The sequence below is a fragment of the Ochrobactrum sp. A-1 genome (assembly GCF_022488005.1).
Lineage (GTDB): Bacteria > Pseudomonadota > Alphaproteobacteria > Rhizobiales > Rhizobiaceae > Brucella.
In genome coordinates, this window is record NZ_JAKVQC010000005.1 from 1 (window position 1) to 20,932 (window position 20,932).

The following is a 20,932-nucleotide window of genomic DNA, read 5'->3' on the forward strand; positions in this document are numbered from 1 at the left end:
AACTAGGCACCATTGGAAACAGGATCAGAAGCAACGCTGATGAAAGTAGCGCGGCCATGATGAGATATTTGGGCTTGTAGCGGATAGCCAGTCCCGAAAGGAAGGGGGCTATGCACAGGACGCCGAGCGCATGCATGGCGGCATTGGCACCGACAAGCGTTTCCGTCAGCCCGCTTTTGATAAGCATATGCGCCACCAGCGGAGCCGTCAGGCTGTAAGTGAGCCCGAAAATTGACGCTGTCGCAATTATGATGGCAAGGGAAAGGAGCGAACTTTTTTCACTTGAGCGTTGTGTTTCAACGCTGTCGACTTCTGCTTCCAGTCTCAATTCTTTGCCCCAACCCAAAAGAATAGAATCGATGATACCCCATCGTCCAATACACCGCTCTTCGTATTCAATTAGTAAAGCCGAAATTGCAAAAATTCTACATAGAGGCCTCCCCGAAAAGGGTAAAACGGTTTTCGGAGAAGACTTGTGCTGAAAAGAGATTTTAAAACATTGATCTATTTCATTCAGATCGGTCGTCACACTCTGTGTAACTTCGAATAAACGCCGCGATAAACCAGAGGACCTATATCCAATTCCCTTCTAGAGAACACGGTTTATTTACGCCCTCTATATAATGAGTTGCGCCAACGTATTTTTTGGGGGGCGTTCATGACAACATTACTGGGGATGTCGATTTACGTATCATTCTTGGCATTTTGCTTTTTCGGGGCGCTTTTATATGCCTGCGGCTGGCTCCTTCTGAAGCTGCGGGGCCTGCGGGCGTTGAAAGATCCAACTTCGGTGCCCATTGGTGCCTTTGTCGGCACGATATCCACCGCATGGGCTTTGTCTCTCGGCTTCGTCGCGGCAGATGCATGGACACTCAACTCTCGAGCGGATCTCGCGACCAGCAACGAACGGTCTGCGATATTTCGAATGTTGGGGACTGCTCATCCCACGGTCCTGAACAATGAGAGACTTAAGAACGCAGTGGAAACCTATCGGAATCTGGTGGTGTCAGATGAATGGGGAGCCGACGACAATATCGTGCCTTCGCCCAAGGTGGAGAAGTCGCTTCTTGCCATTCGTTCCGTTGTCCAGACGGTGGCCAGCGACGGCACGCCCTCTCCGATCGTATCCCAGCTCATTCATGATTTTAACGAGCTTCAGAATGCGCGCAATGATCGCATCGCTATCGCTAATACGTCCATCGACCAATATAAATGGTATCTTGTACTGGCGCTGACATTCCTGACTATCGCCACTATTGCCTCGACCCATGCGGATCGGGTGCGGGCTGGGAGGCATGCCTTGCTACTTTATTCAGCAACGGCTTCGATCAGCCTGTGGATTCTTGCGATCCATGCCAATCCATATATCGGCACTGAAGAACTAAACCCCACGCTGTTGTTTTCAAGCCAGCGTAGCTGATCAGGCACGTTCTCGAGCGGTCATCACGATGAACGACCGCTGTTAACAAGCTGCATGTGGCAGTTTATAAGTAAACGCGGTCCAGTTCATGCTTAGTGCGATCGAAGAGTTGGAGGTCCCTCCGTGAATAGTATCATAATAGCCGCGATGCGCGCCCGCTACGCCGTTTGGCGTCGTTGTAATAATCGGACGCCTGCTGCACGGAGCGATGGCGCGATTGTTCCATGGCTTCGGGGAGCGGAATGCCGCGATTGGCCGCTTCCGTGAGATAGCCGGAGCGCAGGCCGTGGGCTGAGAATTCTTTTGCATCGAGGCCAGCCATTTGCGCCCGCTGCTTGACGATTCGGTTGATGGCGCTCGGTTCCAGCGCCCGTGCCGAAACATTGCCCCAGCGATCGACTTTTCGAAACACGCTGCCTTTGTCGATTTTTGCCGCTTCCAGCCAGCGGGTGAGGGCTTCAACAGGCCGGCCAGTCAGATAGACGGTTTCATCGTGATCGGCACCACTGGTTTTGGTGCGACCGAGACGAATGCCGAGCGAGGGGAGGGGAGAGCCGTTCTCATCGGTGACCGGTGCCTGTTTGACCAGCTGTTCTACACGTAAGCCGGCGACTTCGCTACGCCGACGACCGCCCGAGGCAAAGGCCACCATCAGGATGGCCCGATCCCGCAAAGCCGTTAGATCCTCTCCGGAACAGGTTGCCAGCAGCTTGCCCAGAATATCGCCGGTAATCGCATGGACACTCTTGCGGCTACGCGGCCGGTTCAGGGCGCGCACCGCAAGCCGGATTGCCGATTTGACGGAAGGCCATGAAAACGCACCCTCCAGACCGCGCCAGCGGGTCAGCGTCGACCAGTTGGCGAGACGGCGACGCACGGTAGCCGGCGCATGCGGTCCCGACACGCGCAGAAAGCCTTGGCTGCGCAATTCCTCTTCCACGCCGACCGGCATGCCGTGATCGGGTTCGATCTCGCGCTGTTGCGGCCGCCACAAATGATGCGCGACGAATTTCAGCAACAGGGCTTCCGGCGCCGGAAAGGGGAGGGGATTGCCGGTCGCAGCCAGCGACCAGGCTTCGAGATAGGCCAGATCCGAGGTCAGGGCACGGAGCGTGTTTTCGCCCATGCCTTCATTGACCAGATGGCGCAGCGTCTCGACATCCTCATCGGTCAAAATGCCAGCCAGCATGTCGCGGCGGTTCATCGGCAAGACAGCAGCAATCGTATCTAAAGTCTCGGTGCGTTTTTCAATCGAACCTGACGACGAGCTGCTCATTTCGGCAGTCCGTTCTCGTCATATAGTTCATCGTGGTTCGAAGTCTGGTGCGTGTTTGCAGGCCTTCCCTTAAGCGCCAGCGCCCAGACTTCATCCCATGTGCCCTGGCCGTTCTGCGAAATTGGCACGATCGCGGCAATAGGATCGCCAGCTCGACAGATGACAACCTCGTCATCGCGCAAAACGAAGTCAATCAGTTCGTCAAATCGCTCCGCCGCCTCGGCAATGTCCACGAATACCTTCACCGCCACTGCCCTTACCAGACGCGCTCATGCAGAATCGCGTCGAACGCCAGATCCGTCGAGATGAAAGTGCAGTGCTCAAGCCGCGCCTGAGCGGCGAGAATCCGGTCCCACGGATCGCGATGTTCCCAATCAAAATTTGCTGCAAGTTCGGCATGCAGATCGGTGATGGCTAGTGTTTGCAGGCCGCTTTCCGTGACGGCTGCCCGCAGTTCCTGGGGCTTGAGATCAAGCTTGTTCAGGCGCATCTTGTTGTCCAGTTCATAGAACGAGACCGCACTGACGAGGATAGCATTTGCCTTGTCCTCGATCAGCGATCGTGCCTTCGTGGACAGGCGATCACTACCGATTGTCCACCAGTAGACGGCGTGGCTGTCGAGCAGGATTTTCATTGCGTGTTTTCGCTATTGTTGGGTTTGCCTAGCCAGACGCCGGTATCATCATTCCAGTCTCCGGCATCGATCGCCGCCTGCTCTGCATCAACCGTATCGAACAGGTTGTCGGGCAGGCGACGATGGCGCAACAGGCCAAAAGGGCGCTTGCCGCCGTCAGCTGCTGGACCGATGCGGGCGTAAACTTCGTTGCCACGCATGATGACGATCTCTTCGCCCTGGTTGGCGCGATCGAGGACTTCGGCGAAATTCTTGCGGGCTTCGCTGATCTTGTAGCTTGTCTGGGGCATCGGGACCTCCGAAATTGGCCGTACGCCATTGATACCATTGTTTTACAGCACGTACAAGTGCCTCGTACATATCACATCCGATAACCTATACTTATCAGAGGTTATAGACCTATCCCAACAGCATCAGCAGTGCCGGACATTAAATATTCTCTGGTGTCCGTGTGGGAATTTGTTTACTATGTTTTCAATGTGTTACGATCTTGACCGATTGCCTCTGAAGACCTTGATGTCGCCGCTGGCGCGCGCCAGTGAGACTTTGGCTCGTCTCGATGAGCGTCTTGCCCATTCGCCGGTCGGCACAGGGCTGATCGAACGGTTGCATTTTGCCGATGCCTGCGCCTCGCTGTGGCTCGATGGCGAACTGGTCGAGATGGAGGATCTGGTCCTGCATGAGGCGGCCCGTGATATTCGCTCACCGAGCCACGCCCTCACCATTGCCCGCGACGTGTTGCAGACGCGACGGCGTATTGTCGCGCAGGCGCCGGACTGGGCGCTGAGCCCGAACGGTTTGCGCAGTCTTCGGGTTGGCGGGCAGGCGTGGCCTGCATCCTCTCCTGGGGACGGCGGCATCATTGCTGCGAGCGAAAACGCCGCGGTGTCCGATGCGGCAGTCGATCGGCCGGACCGGGACGGGGAGGGGAGAAAAAATCATCTGGATGACGGGCTCGACCTGCCTGGTATCGATCTCGACGCCATCGACGCGGTGCTGGCACGGTCCGAAGACGTTCTGGCCAAAGCGAAACAACCACAGCGGTGGCCGAAGCCCGAGACCGACCCGCTGATCCGCGATCCCGACTGGGATGAAGAGGAGCGGCTCGACGAATGGCGAACCGTGTTGCGTTCGATCAGCGATCTGCCGCCGGTGTTGCAGGCGATCCTGGCGCTCGATTCCTGGAACGAGCTTGCGGTGTTGCAGCGGGCGCCGTGGCTGGGTCGTCTGCTGGCAGCCTCTCTGCTCTGGCGCGACGGACTGACAAGCCAGGCGCATCTGCTGGCATTCAATGCCGGTCAGAAAACCATCCGTGTCGAACGGCGGCGGCATCGCCATTTTGAAACCCGGCTCATGGCCTCTCTCGACGGGTTGATGGCCGGGATCGAGCTGGGGTTCAAGGAGCATGACCGGCTGCTGCTGGCCCGCCAGATGCTGGAGCGGCGCCTCACTGGCCGACGCGCGTCATCGAAATTGCCGGGTCTGATCGAACTGGTGCTGGCGAGGCCACTGGTTTCAGCCAGCACGATCTCCACCGAACTCGACATCACGCCCCGTGCTGCTCTCCGCATCGTTGAAGAACTCAATCTGCGCGAAATGACGGGCAGGGGGCGGTTTCGGGCGTGGGGTATTGTTTAGTGAATCTATACGGCGAACAGCACTCGATATCGGCCCACAGGCCCATATCTTTTGCGAAGATCGCCTGGTCTTCCGACGGAGTGTCGCCTTAGTGCGACGGTGCTCTGTAAAAATGTACTGAGGGCTCCGATATGTCCGAGCCAGGTGAGACTTTTTAAGGCTTTTAGGATACAGTTCACTCGACAGGTAACAAAACTGGAAATTGAAACGTAATCTCGATGGCTCGAAGCGACCTCCTCATATCTTTGGTTCGTGCCGGTGTTGCCGGCGATAGGGCTATGCTGAAATCGACCACTGAAGCATTGGTCGCCGAGGAGCGTGCGCAAAATCATCACATCCTTGCTGATCGTCTCGAGCGTGCACTTTCCACTGTTCCGGTCACGCCTCCCGCTTTGACCACATCTGCTAGCCCGGCGGGTTCCGGAAAGGATACGATCCTTGAGTTAGAACCGCGCGTCCGACTGAGTGAGTTAATGTTGCCCTTGCCCGTGGAGCAGGGAGGTCGACAGCTTGTTGAAGAACATATTCGCGCAGACTTATTACGTGCGAATGGTTTTGAACCGCGTCATCGTATCCTGCTGTCTGGACCACCGGGCAACGGCAAAACGTCCTTCGCTGAGGCGGTGGCTGAGGCGCTTGGTCTGCCGTTTTTCGTGGTACGATATGATGCGTTGATTGGAAGCTATCTCGGCGAGACAAATGCGCGTCTTCGCAAACTGTTTGATTATGTACGAACGAGACCAAGTGTTCTTTTTTTCGACGAGTTCGACTCAATCGGAAAGGAACGCGGCGATACGCATGAAACAGGTGAAATCAAAAGAGTCGTGTCATTTCTGCTAATGCAGCTCGATCAGCTTCCGAGCTATGTTGTGGTAATCGCCGCGACCAACCACGCAGAATTGCTTGATAGGGCAGTATGGCGGCGCTTTCAAATGCGGCTGTCATTTCCGGCACCAGATCGCAAAAGAATCGAGGGATTTCTCGATCGTGTAATTGCAAATTGGCCTGACTCTCCCCGATCAACTTCGGGGGCGATCGCTGGAAAACTAGGTACGGTAAGTTTTGCAGAGGCTTTAGATTTCTGCCAAAATGTGAGAAGACGGCAAATATTGGGTTTGGGAGAACTTTCCGTTGACGACGCACTTCGTTTTGAACTGGACCTCTGGACAACGCGTGTTAGTCCCGAGGGCATAAATGGCGAGCGATCCGAACAAGCCTATATTAAGACTGCAACCGAGCGCACCCCAACCAAGAGTTCCCGGTCAACGAGCCGTGGTTCAAAAGCCGGCACCAAATCGTCGGGCTGATCAGGTCCAACAGTTCGGCCCGAAGTTCCAGCGTCTATCCGATATATTACAACGAGACGCCAGCGGGATGCTTTTGCGATCCGATCCCCTAGCGCTGGCTCCCGAAAGGTTGCTTGTTTTTGAAGTCAAAGGCAGTATTTCCTCTTTTGTTAAAGCGGTAAACAGAGTGCCGGGGCTTGAGCTGGTCGATGAAGAAGACCTTCCGAGCGATGAAGATAAGCAGCCTGTCGCATATCTGCTGGTTCCGGATATGCAAGCTCTCAGAGAAATCGAGTCATTGTGGAGGCGATGGACCGAAGGGGAAGAACTCGGGCGGGGCTTTGCGGGCTGGCGCGACGTTTTTAGCTGCTTGCGCGATCTACGCGTCTGGGGTCCGAATGATCGTGTCCTTGTAACGGACGCGGATATTCTGGCTGAGGAAATAGATGGTCGGTTGGATGAGGAACTTGTTCGTCTTGAGATTGAACTCGTATTTAGAAGATCCGCGGCGGTCGGCGCAATAGCATCGGCTGAACTCGAACGTGCATTGGCAGAAAACGGCGGCCGTGTACTTAGCAGCGTGCGCCACGAAGACATAGCATACCACGCCGTGCTCGCTGAATTGCCGGTGGCGGCGGTCAGAGCGGTGATAGAGCGCTTGCCAGAAGGGCTGGCGGGCGCCGAATCGATCCTGCACATCCGTCCCCAAAGTGTCGCGAGTGAGATTACTGCCACAGATCTTCTGCCATCAGATCCGTTACAGGCGGACGGGGCTGCCAGTGTGTTTCCTATCCTGGCTTTGATCGATGGTGTGCCGGTCGCGGCCCATCCTTTATTGCGGCCCTATCTTACCGTGGAAGATCAATTTGGGTTAGAGCCGGACACAGTCGTTAGCGAACGCGTCCACGGTTCAGCAATGGCATCATTGATTATTCACGGAGATCGTAACAAGCCGGAGCATGCTCTGCCTCGACAGATACATTGTATACCTGTACTCGGTGCGAAGGACCGCTTTCCGTCCGATCAGTTGATCGTGGATCTCATATATCGGGCGGTTGTCCAGATGAAAGAGGGAAGGGAAGCATCGGCTCCGCATGTAATCATTGTAAACATATCGTTGGGTAATGTCAGACGGCCGTTTTACGGTCAACAATCTCCATGGGCCAGGCTGCTTGACCGATTGGCGTATCGTTATGGCATCCTGTTTTTGGTGAGCGCGGGCAATGTTACAGCACAGTTTCCAGTCAATACCTTCGCAAACCGCGTCCAATTCGAAGATGCTGGTGCCAATCAACGTACGCGCGGTGTCCTCAGCGCTATTGGCGATTTAGTCGGAGAACGTCGCCTCCTGTCACCCTCTGAGACGATGAACGGTTTGACAATCGGCGCACGAAATATCGATTGGGTGTCGGCAGCTGATCGTGGATTAGCGCGTGCAAATATCAATCCCTATACTGACATTGACACGGCGAATCCCTCGAGTGCACTTGGACCGGGCTTCGCGGGATCCGTGAAACCTGATATTCTTATGCCTGGAGGATGTGAGCATCTGCGTGTTGTCGGCGCAGATGGCGGAATACTTGTCGTTCCTGCGGGGCCTAGCAGAGGCGCGGGGTTGAAGGTTGCCGCACCGCCAAGGCAAGCAATAGAAGCGGTTGAGGGTTTCACAAACGGAACTAGCGCAGCGACCGCTCTCGCATCGCGAACAGCGCATCGTATTCACGATGCCCTTGAAGCCACCTATGGGGAAGAGTTCCTGCAGTTATCGAATTGGCAAAGGGCAGTCCTTATTAAGGCACTCCTTGTCCATCCCGCGCGCTGGCCAACGGGAACGGCTAATCTCGTCCGGGAATTGCTTGGGCCACACGGACATGGTCAAGCATCTCGACAGAAGGATAATATTCGACGATTTCTTGGTTATGGCGTTTATGACAGCGATGATGCTGTATCTTGCGCCGCTGATCGTGCAACGTTTTGGTGCGTTGGTCAGTTGGCTCGGGAGAAAAGTGTTGACGTGCTCGTTCCTATTCCGGCGGCCTTTGGGGGACAAACCAGACCACATACAATTTCGGCCACGCTCGCTTGGTTCACGCCGGTTTCGCCAGGAAGAAAAGCCTATCGCGCAGTTCGGATGAAAATATTGGATCCTGCTGATGTCGCTAATTTGGGCGTATCAGTAAATCCTATGCAGCCAGATATCCATCAGACAAATCGTGGAACGGTATACACACGGGTGTGGAATGGCGAACAGGCAGCGGTTGTGGGTAATAACATGAACTTGATGCTGAAAATCCAGAGGGAACCTGACCCCGGGTCCCCGATCGATGACGTCGTTCCGTTTGGCTTGGCGGTGACTATTGCCATGCCTGGAGAGCTCCAGCTTTATGAGCAGGTCCTGAATCGCGTACAACCACGCCCAGCACAGCGGGCCACTCCATGATGTAAGCTCCGATATCTTAACCGAACGCATGGATTAGTTTTTCAGGTCGCAGGAGACCTGTACAGGGAGATGGTAATTGCGGTTCTATGTTAGCCTGTCTCGAATAATCCTGACTGGCAATCTAAAAGTGAAGCCCTTTCGAAGTTAGTAATCTAGGTATCTGAAAACGGAACCTATTCTTTTGCTGATGCTGCCGCACTCGGCAAAGAAGCAGAGTTGCGCGATTGGAAAAGGATTAATCGATTTAAGAGACGTTCTAAAGATGAAGGTGTCCGAATAGCCAATGTACGCGATGGAAGCCCGGGATGCCAAGGTTTATGCTGAAATACACATTAGATCTGCTATTGTTGCACCGGGATACCTAATACATTAGAGTATGCTAATACTCGGTCCGCTTAAAAATGTGACGCTTTATAGTTTTTATAAGGCGAATACGTTGACTTGCACTTAATTATATAAATATAAAATATGGACGGAAATTTAGAGGGGCATAAGGTGTTGTCACGTTAACTGGGCTACAGTTGCCTGCCTGACGGTTTGGGCGTAAATTTTGGCGATGCAGACATCAGATATCATCTTCAAGCGTCACCGTGTTCCGCCACAGCTTATTGCTCATGCGGTGTGGCTTTATCTGCGGTTCAACCTTAGTCTGCGTGAAGTTGAGGAAATGCTGCTTGAGCGTGGAATCGACGTATCATACGAGACAGTTCGTCGTTGGATCGCCAAGTTCGGCCCCCAGATCACACGCAACTTGCGGCGGCGTCAGGCGCGCCCCGGCGATATTTGGTATTTGGACGAAGTGGTCGTCAAATGCGCTGGAGAAAAATTCTGGCTTTGGCGTGCGGTGGATCAACATGGCTCCGTTCTCGAAGAAATCTTGCAGAAGCGGCGTGATAAAAGGGCGGCAAAGCGATTGCTTGTGGCGTTAATGAAGCGCTATGGCTTTGCTCCCAAACGGATCATCACCGATAAGCTCCGCTCCTACGGTGCAGCAAAGGCAGAAGTGGCACCCGGCCTTGACCATTGGTCGCACAAGGGCCTCAATAATCGGGCCGAAAATAGCCATCTGCCGTTTAGGAAACGGGAGCGAACCATGCAAGGTCATCGGTCACCTGGAGCGTTGCAACGGTTCGTCTCCATGCACTCAGCGACCCGCAATTGTTTCTCTGTTCCATCTCGTCGCCGAGCCGCACACACAATTCGCTACCATCGCCTCGAAGCTTTCGATGCATGGAAAATTGCGGCCTGTTTCGCCTGAATATCTACGAGCCCCTGGCCTTTCCGGCCAGAGAAACTTAACGTGACAACACCAACTGGCTCGATCGGATACCAGATGTCCTGTTTGTCGTTCTGGCACTTGCCTGTGGTCTCGGCACGCTCGTATTGATCACCCTGATTATTTAGAGCGGTTCGTGTTAAAACGGAACCGAAGAACCCACCTATCTATTTGTTTTGGCACATTATCCTGCGTAAAACCGCTACCCACTTTTGCTGGAAATTCTCTAATTTCCAAAATAGCATGGATTTGCATGGCCGGATGAGCTGACCAGCATCGAACCGTCGACCCTTTAAAAAAGCCCCGACGCTCTTCCCAAAGACGCCGGGGCTGTTCAACGTAATCAGGTCACGTTTCCGTCCACATTGAACGCCCGACATATAATTTTCTTCGGTTGGAATTTAAACCCTGGCTTTTTTCGCAAAGACGCCGAGCCGCACGTGAAGCACGCGTATCCACACTTGGGCGCGGAAAGCTGTTTCATGTCATCATATCCTGGAATCTTCGATAGACCCTGAAACCAATGAGCTTTTTCTCTTTCCAGAATGGTCTCTGTATGCGCTTGCACTTGATGTGTGAAAAAATATGCATATATTGTGCGTATTATTGAGCGGAGATGAGATATGGCACAGGCGCAGACAGAACGAGCATATGCTGTGGTTTCAGGCTTTGTTGACAGTCTGCAGGAGCCGCGCACACCCTATATCTCGCCATCTCGGCTATCGAAAGCGCTTGGGGTCAAGGTTGCAAATCTTGCAGAATTGACGGGTGTCCACCGTAACACGCTACGCAATCCATCTTCCGAACGTTTGCAAGGCAGAATGCGGGAAATGGTAAAAGTAATCTCCGCAGCGGCTGAGTTGACTGGCGATCTCCAGAAGGCGATCTTCTGGTATCGGAATGAGCCTATTGCTGATTACGGCCACCGCACAGCCGCCGAGCTTGTTGCAGATGGTGAGATAGAAGCTGTTCTGGCCTATATCAGGGACCTGGAGAACGGAGCGCGGGGATGAAGCTAGTCCGTATCGGACCGAAGGACGTTTTTCATCGTTATCTAACACCGAAATGGGCATTCCTTCCAATAAGTGGGGCTGGCGCTGCAGCAGACGGGGGACGTTTTAATCGTCCCGGCGTGGAGGCTCTTTATCTGTCGGTGTCAGCGCAGACGGCACTCGAGGAGTATCGACAAGGCGCGAGCATTACGCCGCCTGCCACACTTGCTGCTTACACGATTACCCTTGGAGAAGTGGCTGACCTTTCGAGAGGATACGATCCTGTTCATTGGGATGACGCATGGGCCGATTGGGATTGTCCGTGGCGGAAAATCGCTCGCATTGATAAGAAGACGCCGCCATCCTGGAAACTCGCTGACGAAATCATCTCGGCCGGTTTGCGGGGCTTACTCTTTCCATCCCTTCGCCATGCTGGGGGAACCAATCTCGTGATTTTTTCAGCTAATCTTACGGCTGGAGATGAAGTTGACGTTCACGACCCGGACAATCGCTTGCCGCGCGATCAATCATCCTGGCCACATTAACTTCGCCACTTTTGGGGGCATCGGCGAGGCGTTCGAATCAACCCTGCACTGGTGCGCCGATATACAGGACGGCCCTGATTGCGGCAAATCGCGAGAATATGGTTTAAGGAAGCACATATCGGATAATTCAGACAGTTCATGCTCACATACACCCGCCGGTGCGAGATGCTGAACATCTTCGTTGGGACCATGGATTAAACGCGCCCAAAAAATCTGTGCCAAAATGCGATGGTAGCGGAGTTTTCAAGTAACCTGCTTCAAAATAGGATGTGGAAGACGACTATTGACCGATGTGATCCGCTTTTCTCTGATGTAACGGATATGTCCGTGAGGATTTGGGGCGAAAGGTATTCGGATTGCGGGCGGTTGAGTTGTTTTGCGGGGCAGGGGGTATGTCTCTTGGGTTGAAACGTGCAGGTATCGAAGTGGTCGGGGCATATGATGCCTGGGATCCCGCCGTCGAGACGTACCGTCATAATGTCGGGCAATATGTTCACAAACACGACCTGAAAGATATTTTCGCTGTTGCGCCTGCGATAGCCCGAATGGCCCCGGATCTGATCGCTGGCGGACCGCCATGCCAGGATTACTCGGTTGCGGGCAAGCGGGTGGAAGGAGAAAACGCGTCGTTGACGCGGGCTTTTGCAATGCTCGTCTGTCTCGCCAGACCACAATGGTTTGTGATGGAAAACGTTCCACAGGCAGCCCGCTCCGAAGCGTGGGCGGATGGGCGCAAAATGCTAGTGCGGTCCGGATACGGATTGAGCGAGTGCAAGCTGGACGCTTCCTGGTATGGCGTTCCGCAGCTCCGAAAGCGTCTGTTCGTTATTGGGCGTCTAGGAGAACGGCATGGGTTCCTCGATTCAAGCCTTGTTAAGGCGCGATCGGAACGCCAGACGGTCATCAGCGACGTACTGGATATTCCGGAATGCTGGGTCTATGCGCGGCCTTTCCGTGCCGGACGCGGAGTTCGTGGTATCCACGAACCGTTTCCGACTGTGACGCGTACGGCCTGGGAACGGCTGACGGATCGCTATCTGAACAATCCCCATCCTGCAGATCCGGTTCCAGCCTCGCAGGCAGCGATGCTGACGACCCGACAGTTGGCAATGCTACAGGGTTTTCCGGATGGTTGGCAGTGGAAGGACGCAACGCGACAGGACGTTCATCAAATGATTGCTAACGCCGTTCCCTCTCCTCTGGCCGAAGCGATCGGTCATGTCATCCTCGCGCGCGAGAACGGTCAAAGCATTCCCGATGTGGAAGGCCGTTTCATGAACTGGCTGATGGAAACGGGACGCTCGCCCCAATCGGCACGCAATGTCAAGTCGCAGGTCAACCGGGCGCGCCGTCTTTTGGGAGGACGAACATTCTCCGATACAGGACTGGAATTGACCCGGCTGGAACTGAATGCCGAATTCGAAACACTGACGGTCCGGACGAGATCGGATCTGCGTGCCGCTCTTCGTCTTTATGCAGAGTATCTCGATCGTAAAGACAAAGCCGTCCATTCTCGCATTGCGAAGATTTCAAGAATGGCTGCTTGAGGATACGTATTCATCGAGCGCGTGAACCGGAGGCTGGAGCAATTCGGTTATCTGTTGCAAAGAAGTCAGGCGACTTCCTCATACCCACGTTTGCGACGAACCGCGACAAGTCTGCGAAGAAGTGCGTTAGCGGATGCTTCGTCCAGAAGTGTTTGCTGTACGGATTGTCCAAGTGTCCCGATCCGTCCCCAGGATCGCATGACGCACCATTCACCGAATAAGTTCGGCTGAACCGATAATGTATAGAAGCGCCGCATATTGTTGTGCAGCTCGATCTTACGAAAATGTATCGGAAGTGAACTCTGTTTCGACATGCGCGCAGAATCCGACATCGAAGCGAGAGCGTCCAACGCATTTTATGAATCGATCCTCGCTGATCGATTCATGCCGTTGATGCAATCGAAGCGGGTCTACGACGATATAAAAATCTAGCACAATTTTACATGCCAGAATGGAAGGTCTTCCGGAAATGGTGCGACCGCTGCAGAAGCGCTCCTTGTCACGTTTCCACCGCTTGTCTGACGGCAAAGGGGAGCATTTCAGTCGAGATGTCTTGGGGTACGCTGATTTGATTTGCCGGTGTGGCAACTCGATGCGCCGCTACCGTATTTCAGAGTACCCACATAGCGTATCACATCAGGATAATTTGCAGTCTTGCGATTCCAGCTTTTGGATTAACGTTGCGGGCATCCGGAAAACTGTTACGAAACCGGATATATCCGATTCATCGATAAACGACGGTTGAGAGCCGGGAACCGGTGCAGGACGGCCCCACCGTGTTCGAGGGAGCGTCAGGGGCGTAGAGCAAAAGAATCTGGTAGACAGGCGTTTTCCCAGGTAGGTCCTCCAGATTCAAACGCCGTTTGACGCCATATTCATTGCTGTAAGGGTAAATGGATTTTATAGAATTGATTTACGTCTTGGGCATGTCGTCATGAGTTGCCCGCAACGTACCACAACGTGTCTGCACGTCATCCCAATTTGCCCGCAACGCATTTCAAATCGAGACAATTTGCATTAATCCGATTCAAAACCTCAGAAAAGCGTTGCGCGTTTCCGCACAAACGTTGCCAAATTCAAGATTTCCGTTTCAGGTACAAACGGCGTTTGCCAGCTATGCCAAGCGCGGAGACAAGCGTTTTGTGCCATTTGGTTTGCGGCACACCATGGCTGCCAACAGAGCTGATAAACTGTAACATCCGTGACGACAGACCGGTAGAAGACGGAATGGTTGCGTAAATAATGGGTGTGATAGGGGATTTCGACGTGCTTGAAGACAGCCCCTACTAGTTCGGTGGGATGATATGGTCCCCATACGAGCAGGATTAAGGTGCAAGCCAAAGCTGGGCGCAATGAACAGATCACCCGGCGCGAGGCGCTGGAGCTATCGACTGACCGCTTGCAGTCTAAATATACAGGCTGAATGAGAAGCTGTGGAAGAGAGCTATACCAAGGTTCGGCATTGCTATTCTCCCGCAGCTCACCATAGGTCGATAGCGTAGGCGTTCTGCTTTTTTCATTTGGCGAGATTAAATGCGTTCAGCCCATTTTTTGAATCAATTGACGCCGGGCGATACCGCCGTCTGAGCGGTGTTTGAACGTGGCATCATGGCCGAATCCAGTACCTGCTGGCAAAATTCGTCGTCGCGCAGGATAGCATGGCGATTCAGAGCATCCAGAAGCAAGGAATCGAATTGATCACCACGAGCGCTGAACCGCTCCTGCACATAAGAGGTCTTAAACTTCATTCCAAAATAGACGCATTGCTCAGCGTCCGACCAGGTTGGATCGAAAACCTCACCTTCACTGTTGACGAGCCAGGCATGGTGCAGCGGGATCGGCAATTCGAGATCGCAAGCATAGCCTTCGACATAGCTGAACTGCTTCTGGCGATGGTTGCGAGGCGAAATCACTTCGGCCTGCGCATTCGCGAAACAGGCCTTAGGGATTGAGAAACGGGCGTTTCCGGATTGTGTCGATACACGCCAGAACTTGCCATGAGACAGGAGAGTGGTTGCCACTCCCCAACCCGGTTCTGTATTGGCAGAATCCGTTATGTATTTCTTGAGAAGCGTGGCGATAGCCACCAGGTCCCCACTATAAATCTGCATAAAATAATCCTTTTAAGTAATACAGGCCCGACGAGTAACACGTCGTCGTATGTAGAATGACACCACCAAAAGAAAAGGTAGGCAAGTCCCAAATTCAAACAATCTGCGATACGGGTGGGATATTGGCCGCACCATGTTTTTATGAACGGCGATGTGATTGCGTGCCCAGCCATTCGTAGCGCAGCAGACACTGCCCTCTTTACCGAACGCCCTTGGCGATTAGTTCCGATGCCGTAGTCGGAGGGACTTCAGGCCCGGCTGCTTGTCCGGTTGTTCTTCTGTCGAGGCCCGCCATTTCCGCATGGCAATGTTCAAGGTTCGCAACCTGCATTGATCACGGCCTGTTGCCTTACAATCGAAGGACAGTAAGCGAGTTTCAGTCGCCGCATCTGTTGTGAACAGTGCCATTGTTTTCCATAACTTAAGAATGGCTACAGAAGCAGCGACCTTGTTCCGGAAACATCAGGAGTTCGAATCGATCATGATGATGCGAACGGCGTTTGCGGTGGCTAGCCCTGCGAGCAATACAGATTGCAATGATTTTCCGGCACTGCATCTGGAATTGCGGGTAACGCATCGCAATGTGGCGGCATGTCGTTCCAATTTGCCAGCAACGCATTTCAAATCGCAATAATTTGCAATAATCCGATTCAAGTTTCGAGAAGCGCGTTGCACGGTTCCGGACAAACGTTGCTGGATTCGAGATATCCGATTCAAGGACGAACGCCGTTTGCGGGCAGACGCGGAGTGGTAAAAAAAATGCTTTGCGCCGACGGTTTTCGAGCTCAAGCTTTGATTATTGGTGTGTATATTGGAGAAGCCATGGTATCGAGCAGGCAGCAGGGGGAGCGTTTGCGCAAGCAGCGTGAACGGCAGAAGGACTATCGGGACCGTTTGAAGGCAGAGCGTAAACCGACGCGTGACGACATTGCGCGGATCGTGCTGCATTTTATGGTTCTGCTTGCATCAGAAGCTGATGACCCTCGCTCTCTTGATCAGCTCATCAATCGCGTGCTGGAAGCCTTGAAAGAGCAGGGGTTCAATGAAGACGCTTCTCTGGACGTCCTTGATGATCTGATCGCCAAATATACCAAAACGAATTGGGGCTTCCGTCGCAAGGTACATCTGAAGCCTGGCAGGGCTTCTGATGACACCAAACATTGAGCATCGCTTTCAAAGCCATCTAGCGTTGATCTCAACCTGGCGATTTTACAAACGTAGTTTGCACCTTTTGTCTGTTCTCCCCCCATTACTTCATGAAACGCTGTTTGCACATGAATCGGATTTCTCGAGATTGGCGGCGACATGGGGTCGTTGAAGGCTGTGCAAGTAAACAGCCCATTGTTGGGATCATCCGTGGCCGCGGCATCGCTTTTCATGGCACATATGCAGGTCAGCCTGCTGCTGAAACAGGTTCTACGGCCCAGCCTGTGGATAACTTTCAAGCTCCACATTCAGGCTTCCTCAGGTGTTCATCACAGCGCAAAAGGCTGATGGCCACTACGTTTTTTCACTATTTTAGTGAAGCGGAAAAAGCCGGTGATATCCGGGACTTAGATAAAAATGCTGTCTGGAGATCTTTTTTCGTTTTGGATCCTTGCGACGCGTTTGAGATCCTGCAATAGTCACTTTGTCTGATTGATCAGACGCCTCCATTCCGGTGCTGGAACACCAGAATGGAGACTAACTTAGCCTGCCAACAACAGGAGCCAAGCTATGCTGAGCATTATCGCTATTCGTTCGCAATTAAAAGATCTGCGCCCTGAATTCCTCGTCGGCATGGCGGCTCGACAGCGGAAATAATTTCCGCTCTCAACGTGTTCGGCGCTCTTTAACGCCCGAACTCCCAATTTCCCTTTTGACGCTCTGGTCGTGTGCGTTCGCGCGCAACGTCACGGTCTTTGCTGTCTTCAAAATCTGACGCTGCTTGCACGGGCAAGCGCGGCCGACTTTTCACACTATTTTGCTCCGGCGACCAGCAATCGCTTCGGGGAAGGAGGACTTATGTTTGCAGAAACTGTCGTCGGCTATATTGACTTGATAGAACACAAAATCCCGATCCGTAATGTCGGACGAGAATTGCATGCGTCGCAAAACGTGGCGTGGTTGTTTAACAGTATTGCCCACGCTGAAGATCGGGCCAGGCAGAAATGCGCCGTTCGTGACGTCCTTCTACGGTGGGCAATCTGGAACGAGGGTGAGAAAATCCTCGCACTTATTGAAGAAGCATCGGCGCGGGCAAAGGTTTCTGGTGATAAGGCACCGACACGTGCGATGCCAATTACACGCGATATTCTTAATCGCGTCGCCAGTTCGGTTGACCGGAAATCTGCACCGGGTGAAGTTATCCTTGCGACTGCGACTTCGGCATTGCCCAAGAACGCACCGTACGCTTTTGATCTGGTGCATTACGATGCTGAAAAGAAAGCGTTGCGGATAATAAGTATGATCTATTGCATCAGCATGCATAAAGACGCGCTAGATCAATGGCGCAATGAAGTCGCGACCCTGCCGTCGGCATGGGCCCGTTTGGCACGGCAATATTATGACATCGACATTGAGCACTGCGAATTTGCACTGATCGACCCGCTGCTCGATGACAGTGATGAAGAAACCGGGGTCTGGTCGATATTTGATCTTGATCAACTGCTCGGCAAAGCTGGGATTGCGGACAAGATAGTGGCGTTGCAGGAGGGTCTCTGGGGAGACCTTCTCATCCGGATCGGCGACACTTTTGCAGATACACAAAGCGAGCAGGCGCAGTTGCTGGAGCAGGAACTGATGAAGATTGCACTCGAAGCGCTCGACAGCGTGACTGTACCGCAAGCTCAAATCCTGACGCCTGATAACGCGTCGCGTTGACGAGATGCCGCTGGAGCGGTCCGGATTAAAACGGAGTCGCTGGAGCCACACTACCTCCTTGCTGTACGCATATCTCGATCCCAAAGCGGGTTGCCGCTTTTCGGGATATGCTTAGGAATTCACTCTTTCTATCCATGAGGTCGCTTCATGACCACTTCACCACCCGGCGCAAGCCGGCTTGGGCGGCATCTGCTTGCCCGTTTGAAACATGCTTTGTATCGCGACGTGCGACAGGTTTTCTGCGAGCTTGATCTTTTGTCTCACACTGAAGTCGATGTCGATGGATTTTTCACGATGCGCTTCGATATGCCGGAACCGTCATCTGATCCGGGTGATACAGATCGAGCAGTACTGCCTCTGACCGGCCATCCGGCTCATGATCTGCGTGTCTTGAACGCTTATCTCGGTGCCAGCTTCAATCTGGATGCTTCCAGCGTGCAAGATCAGTTTGCCCTTTCGCTGCCATTTCCAATGTTTCTGAGCGACATGCGCCACGCTCCCGTTGAGCGAACATATCTTTTGAAACTCCTACGCTGCTTTCGTGCCGAGCCGGACATTGGCGATATCGCAGTCTGTCATCTGCTGGCACGGGCTCTGGAGGAGGGGAGTTTCGGGCAAAACCACTTGATGGAGCTTTTACGCAGACGATCCGGGCTTGTCATTATACGCACCGATATCGAAGGCTTCGAAGATATTCTGCTTCGGATGTTGAGTGAACAGCGGCTTTATCGCGGGCATGTTGTGGTGCGCCCCCTCGAGCATTGGGCAACGACAACAATCCGGCAGTTAAAGCGGACAAGGGGCCGCCTCCGTCCGGCAGATGTCATTATCAATACTATCGATGCTGACGGATTTGAGAAACTGGCACTGATTGACGAAGACAGCATTGGGGATGCACTGTCACGCGGCGAATGGCTTCTTGGTATCGTTGATATGCAATACGAGATTCCGGCCGGGCTGAAAGTGGTGGCAGATATTGTCTTCGACACCGGCGCCCTTGACGGCGCACTTCTCAACAGGCTGCTCGATACGGTGACTGCACACGATGCCGACACCGTTTTTCCAGAGGAGTTCACACTCGGTTCATTACGAGAGTTGAGACACTCGTTCAGGGAGGCGGACACACGGCAGGAAACCTTCGCTTATCTGCTGGCCCAGTGGGGGCTGGAGGGGAGAAAGCAGGCACATCCGGTGCAGGAGCAGAAGCAAAAGCAGAAAGAAGCAGATAAAAAGAAGGATAAGACCGATGACAAAAACCCGTTCTCGACAGGAGAACGCGGTCGACATGGCAGAAAGATTGTTTCCGACAGTCGATTGATTGAACCTGAAGCGCTCGATGATGACTTCGGTGACGTCGGTTCCGCAGAGAGCGCCATGCGTCGAACACCAACTCTATGCGTGGAAAACCTGTCAGGCTATGGCGAGGCGGTTAATTGGGCGCTGGCGCTCAAGGAAGACCTTGCATTGTGGACATCAGGATCACTCGTCTGGTCTGACATCAGCACTCGGCTGCTTCTGTCTGGCCCGCCTGGCACCGGCAAGACCACTTTTGCACGGGCGCTGTGTAACAGCCTGTGCATTCCTGTCCTCGCGACCTCTATCGCGACATGGCTGCGGATGGGTCATCTTGGTGATGTGTTGCTGCGCATGAAAAGTGCTTTTGAAGAAGCGGCGTCTCATGCCCCGGTCATCCTGTTTATTGATGAGATCGACAGCATCGGGCGACGACAGGATCCATCCCGCGATTATGCGGATTACTGGAATGCTGTCGTCAATCAGTTCCTGGAATTGATGGATGGTGCCGTCATACAGGAAGGCATCGTCATTGTGGGTGCGACCAACCGGCCCGACGATATTGATGAAGCATTGTTACGGTCAGGACGGATGGAAACCCATGTCCGGATAGCAAAACCCGACACGGATGCACTGGTCGGCATTCTCGCACATCATCTGGGTGCCGATCTTGAAGCTGTGCTGGAAACACGACAAGCGGAGCAACAGCGATGACGGCTTGCAAACCAGATGAACGTCTCAGGCGTTTGCACGATCTGCGCCCTCTGGCGTTAAAGGCACAGGGCATGACGGGAGCCGATATCGAGTGGATTGTCCGTCAGGCTCGCCAGCAGGCACGCCGCGAGAAGCGTCGGCTTACCTGGACGGATATTGAAAAGGGCATTTCCGGCAATCACAGACCAATTCTGCCGGAGGAACGCTGGCGCATGGCGGTGCACGAGGCAGGTCATGCGGTCATTCGTCATATGTTACAAGTCGGCCATCCGTTGACGCTCAGTATAGCTGAGCAGGTGGGATTCGGCTTTGCGACGGCGCGTCGCAAGTTAATTCCGCTGGAAAAGGATTGCGAAGATAATCTTGCCGTGATGCTTGCGGGAAGGGCAGCGGAAGAGCTTGTCCTGGGGGATGTCTCTGTCGGCTCCGGGATGCAGCCGGGTAGCGACCTCGCGAATGCAACCGATCTGGCGCTCGCAATGGAAACGACGTACGGCTTTTCCAAAGAACGGTCATTGCTGTTTTGCGACGGCCTGACACGAGGAGAACTGATCCATGCAAACCATCCGGTAACGAACCGTGTCAATGCGCGGATGCAAAAAGCCTACGACATTGCCCGTCACGGACTTGTCCATTACGCGGCAGCGCACAGGGTGCTTGCCGAGACATTGCTCGAACATGGCGTTCTGGAAGGTGAAACCGTCACCGCCATTCTCAACGATACCGTCCAGCGACAGAATCAGCAAGGCAGCCATGCTTCAGTGAGCATAGCGGATAACAACTCTCAGGAGACGAACCCACCCGGCCCGGCCTGAGCGGTCGCCCCGACCGACGCCCAGCCCAACCAACAATCCGGATTCATTCCAAAATGCGCTCGCAAACGCGGGCACGAACGATC

Annotated in this window: 19 protein-coding genes and 1 pseudogene; 13 read left to right on the top strand and 7 right to left on the bottom strand. The window is 53.7% G+C overall.

What is annotated here, in order from left to right:
- Positions 1-529, bottom strand: a pseudogene (locus MKS82_RS17195) (hypothetical protein); the annotation flags it as partial.
- 129 nt (positions 530-658) lie between these two features.
- On the opposite strand from MKS82_RS17195, the gene MKS82_RS17200 reads away from it, so the two are divergent.
- Entirely contained in the window at positions 659-1,420 is a 762-nt protein-coding gene (locus MKS82_RS17200; RefSeq protein WP_109989468.1) for a bestrophin-like domain, read from the top strand.
- A gap of 133 nt (positions 1,421-1,553) precedes the next feature.
- Here the strand turns inward: MKS82_RS17200 and MKS82_RS17205 are convergent, their stop codons facing one another.
- From MKS82_RS17205 to MKS82_RS17220, 4 genes are read right to left on the bottom strand one after another with little or no spacing between them, the layout of a single operon-like run.
- On the bottom strand, positions 1,554-2,696 hold the full coding sequence (locus MKS82_RS17205) for a site-specific integrase (RefSeq protein WP_109989467.1): 1,143 nt from the start codon (positions 2,694-2,696) through the stop codon (positions 1,554-1,556).
- Positions 2,693-2,941, bottom strand: a complete 249-nt coding sequence (locus MKS82_RS17210) for a type II toxin-antitoxin system Phd/YefM family antitoxin (protein ID WP_374844116.1) — start codon at positions 2,939-2,941, stop codon at positions 2,693-2,695. The genes MKS82_RS17205 and MKS82_RS17210 overlap by 4 nt, the downstream gene beginning before the upstream one ends.
- A gap of 11 nt (positions 2,942-2,952) precedes the next feature.
- Positions 2,953-3,330, bottom strand: coding sequence for a type II toxin-antitoxin system VapC family toxin (locus MKS82_RS17215; protein WP_109989466.1), 378 nt, complete (start codon positions 3,328-3,330; stop codon positions 2,953-2,955).
- On the bottom strand, positions 3,327-3,620 hold the full coding sequence (locus tag MKS82_RS17220; RefSeq protein ID WP_109989465.1) for a type II toxin-antitoxin system Phd/YefM family antitoxin: 294 nt from the start codon (positions 3,618-3,620) through the stop codon (positions 3,327-3,329). The genes MKS82_RS17215 and MKS82_RS17220 overlap by 4 nt, the downstream gene beginning before the upstream one ends.
- A gap of 178 nt (positions 3,621-3,798) precedes the next feature.
- On the opposite strand from MKS82_RS17220, the gene MKS82_RS17225 reads away from it, so the two are divergent.
- From MKS82_RS17225 to MKS82_RS17255, 7 genes are all read left to right on the top strand, one after another.
- A complete protein-coding gene (locus MKS82_RS17225; RefSeq protein ID WP_240579037.1) occupies positions 3,799-4,968 on the top strand; it encodes an RHE_PE00001 family protein in 1,170 nt (389 codons plus the stop codon).
- 278 nt (positions 4,969-5,246) lie between these two features.
- Positions 5,247-6,275: an AAA family ATPase gene (locus MKS82_RS17230; RefSeq protein WP_240579038.1), complete on the top strand. Its 1,029-nt coding sequence runs from the start codon at positions 5,247-5,249 to the stop codon at positions 6,273-6,275.
- A gap of 67 nt (positions 6,276-6,342) precedes the next feature.
- Positions 6,343-8,694 (top strand): S8 family peptidase, encoded by a 2,352-nt coding sequence (locus tag MKS82_RS17235; protein ID WP_240579039.1) that lies wholly within the window; start codon positions 6,343-6,345, stop codon positions 8,692-8,694.
- Positions 8,695-9,250: 556 nt separating this feature from the next.
- Positions 9,251-9,952, top strand: coding sequence for an IS6 family transposase (locus MKS82_RS17240; protein ID WP_240579040.1), 702 nt, complete (start codon positions 9,251-9,253; stop codon positions 9,950-9,952).
- A 641-nt stretch (positions 9,953-10,593) separates the two neighbouring features.
- The gene (locus MKS82_RS17245) at positions 10,594-10,983 is read left to right on the top strand and encodes a hypothetical protein (RefSeq protein ID WP_240579041.1); all 390 of its coding nucleotides are present in this window, start codon (positions 10,594-10,596) and stop codon (positions 10,981-10,983) included.
- Positions 10,980-11,507, top strand: coding sequence for an RES family NAD+ phosphorylase (locus tag MKS82_RS17250; RefSeq protein WP_240579042.1), 528 nt, complete (start codon positions 10,980-10,982; stop codon positions 11,505-11,507). Before MKS82_RS17245 ends, MKS82_RS17250 begins: the two co-directional genes overlap by 4 nt.
- 392 nt (positions 11,508-11,899) lie before the next feature.
- On the top strand, positions 11,900-13,054 hold the full coding sequence (locus MKS82_RS17255; RefSeq protein WP_240579043.1) for a DNA cytosine methyltransferase: 1,155 nt from the start codon (positions 11,900-11,902) through the stop codon (positions 13,052-13,054).
- Between the two features lie 65 nt (positions 13,055-13,119).
- On the opposite strand, the gene MKS82_RS17260 is transcribed toward MKS82_RS17255, so the two are convergent.
- Together MKS82_RS17260 and MKS82_RS17265 are read right to left on the bottom strand one after the other, a co-directional pair.
- Positions 13,120-13,368 (bottom strand): WGR domain-containing protein, encoded by a 249-nt coding sequence (locus MKS82_RS17260; protein ID WP_240579044.1) that lies wholly within the window; start codon positions 13,366-13,368, stop codon positions 13,120-13,122.
- Positions 13,369-14,610: 1,242 nt separating this feature from the next.
- The gene (locus tag MKS82_RS17265) at positions 14,611-15,165 is read right to left on the bottom strand and encodes a hypothetical protein (protein ID WP_240579045.1); all 555 of its coding nucleotides are present in this window, start codon (positions 15,163-15,165) and stop codon (positions 14,611-14,613) included.
- A 591-nt stretch (positions 15,166-15,756) separates the two neighbouring features.
- Here MKS82_RS17265 and MKS82_RS17270 point away from each other — a divergent pair.
- The 5 genes from MKS82_RS17270 (at position 15,757) to MKS82_RS17290 (ending at position 20,849) form a co-directional block, all read left to right on the top strand.
- Positions 15,757-16,329 carry a hypothetical protein gene (locus MKS82_RS17270; RefSeq protein ID WP_146200163.1) on the top strand — a complete coding sequence of 191 codons (573 nt, stop codon included), beginning with the start codon at positions 15,757-15,759 and terminating at the stop codon, positions 16,327-16,329.
- Positions 16,330-16,439: 110 nt separating this feature from the next.
- Positions 16,440-16,790 (top strand): hypothetical protein, encoded by a 351-nt coding sequence (locus MKS82_RS17275; RefSeq protein ID WP_240579046.1) that lies wholly within the window; start codon positions 16,440-16,442, stop codon positions 16,788-16,790.
- A 379-nt stretch (positions 16,791-17,169) separates the two neighbouring features.
- Positions 17,170-18,027 (top strand): hypothetical protein, encoded by an 858-nt coding sequence (locus MKS82_RS17280; RefSeq protein WP_240579047.1) that lies wholly within the window; start codon positions 17,170-17,172, stop codon positions 18,025-18,027.
- Positions 18,028-18,174: 147 nt separating this feature from the next.
- Complete coding sequence (locus MKS82_RS17285) at positions 18,175-20,034, top strand: AAA family ATPase (RefSeq protein ID WP_240579048.1); 1,860 nt, start codon at positions 18,175-18,177, stop codon at positions 20,032-20,034.
- Positions 20,031-20,849, top strand: a complete 819-nt coding sequence (locus MKS82_RS17290) for an ATP-dependent Zn protease (protein ID WP_240579049.1) — start codon at positions 20,031-20,033, stop codon at positions 20,847-20,849. Before MKS82_RS17285 ends, MKS82_RS17290 begins: the two co-directional genes overlap by 4 nt.
- Positions 20,850-20,932: the final 83 nt, after the last annotated feature.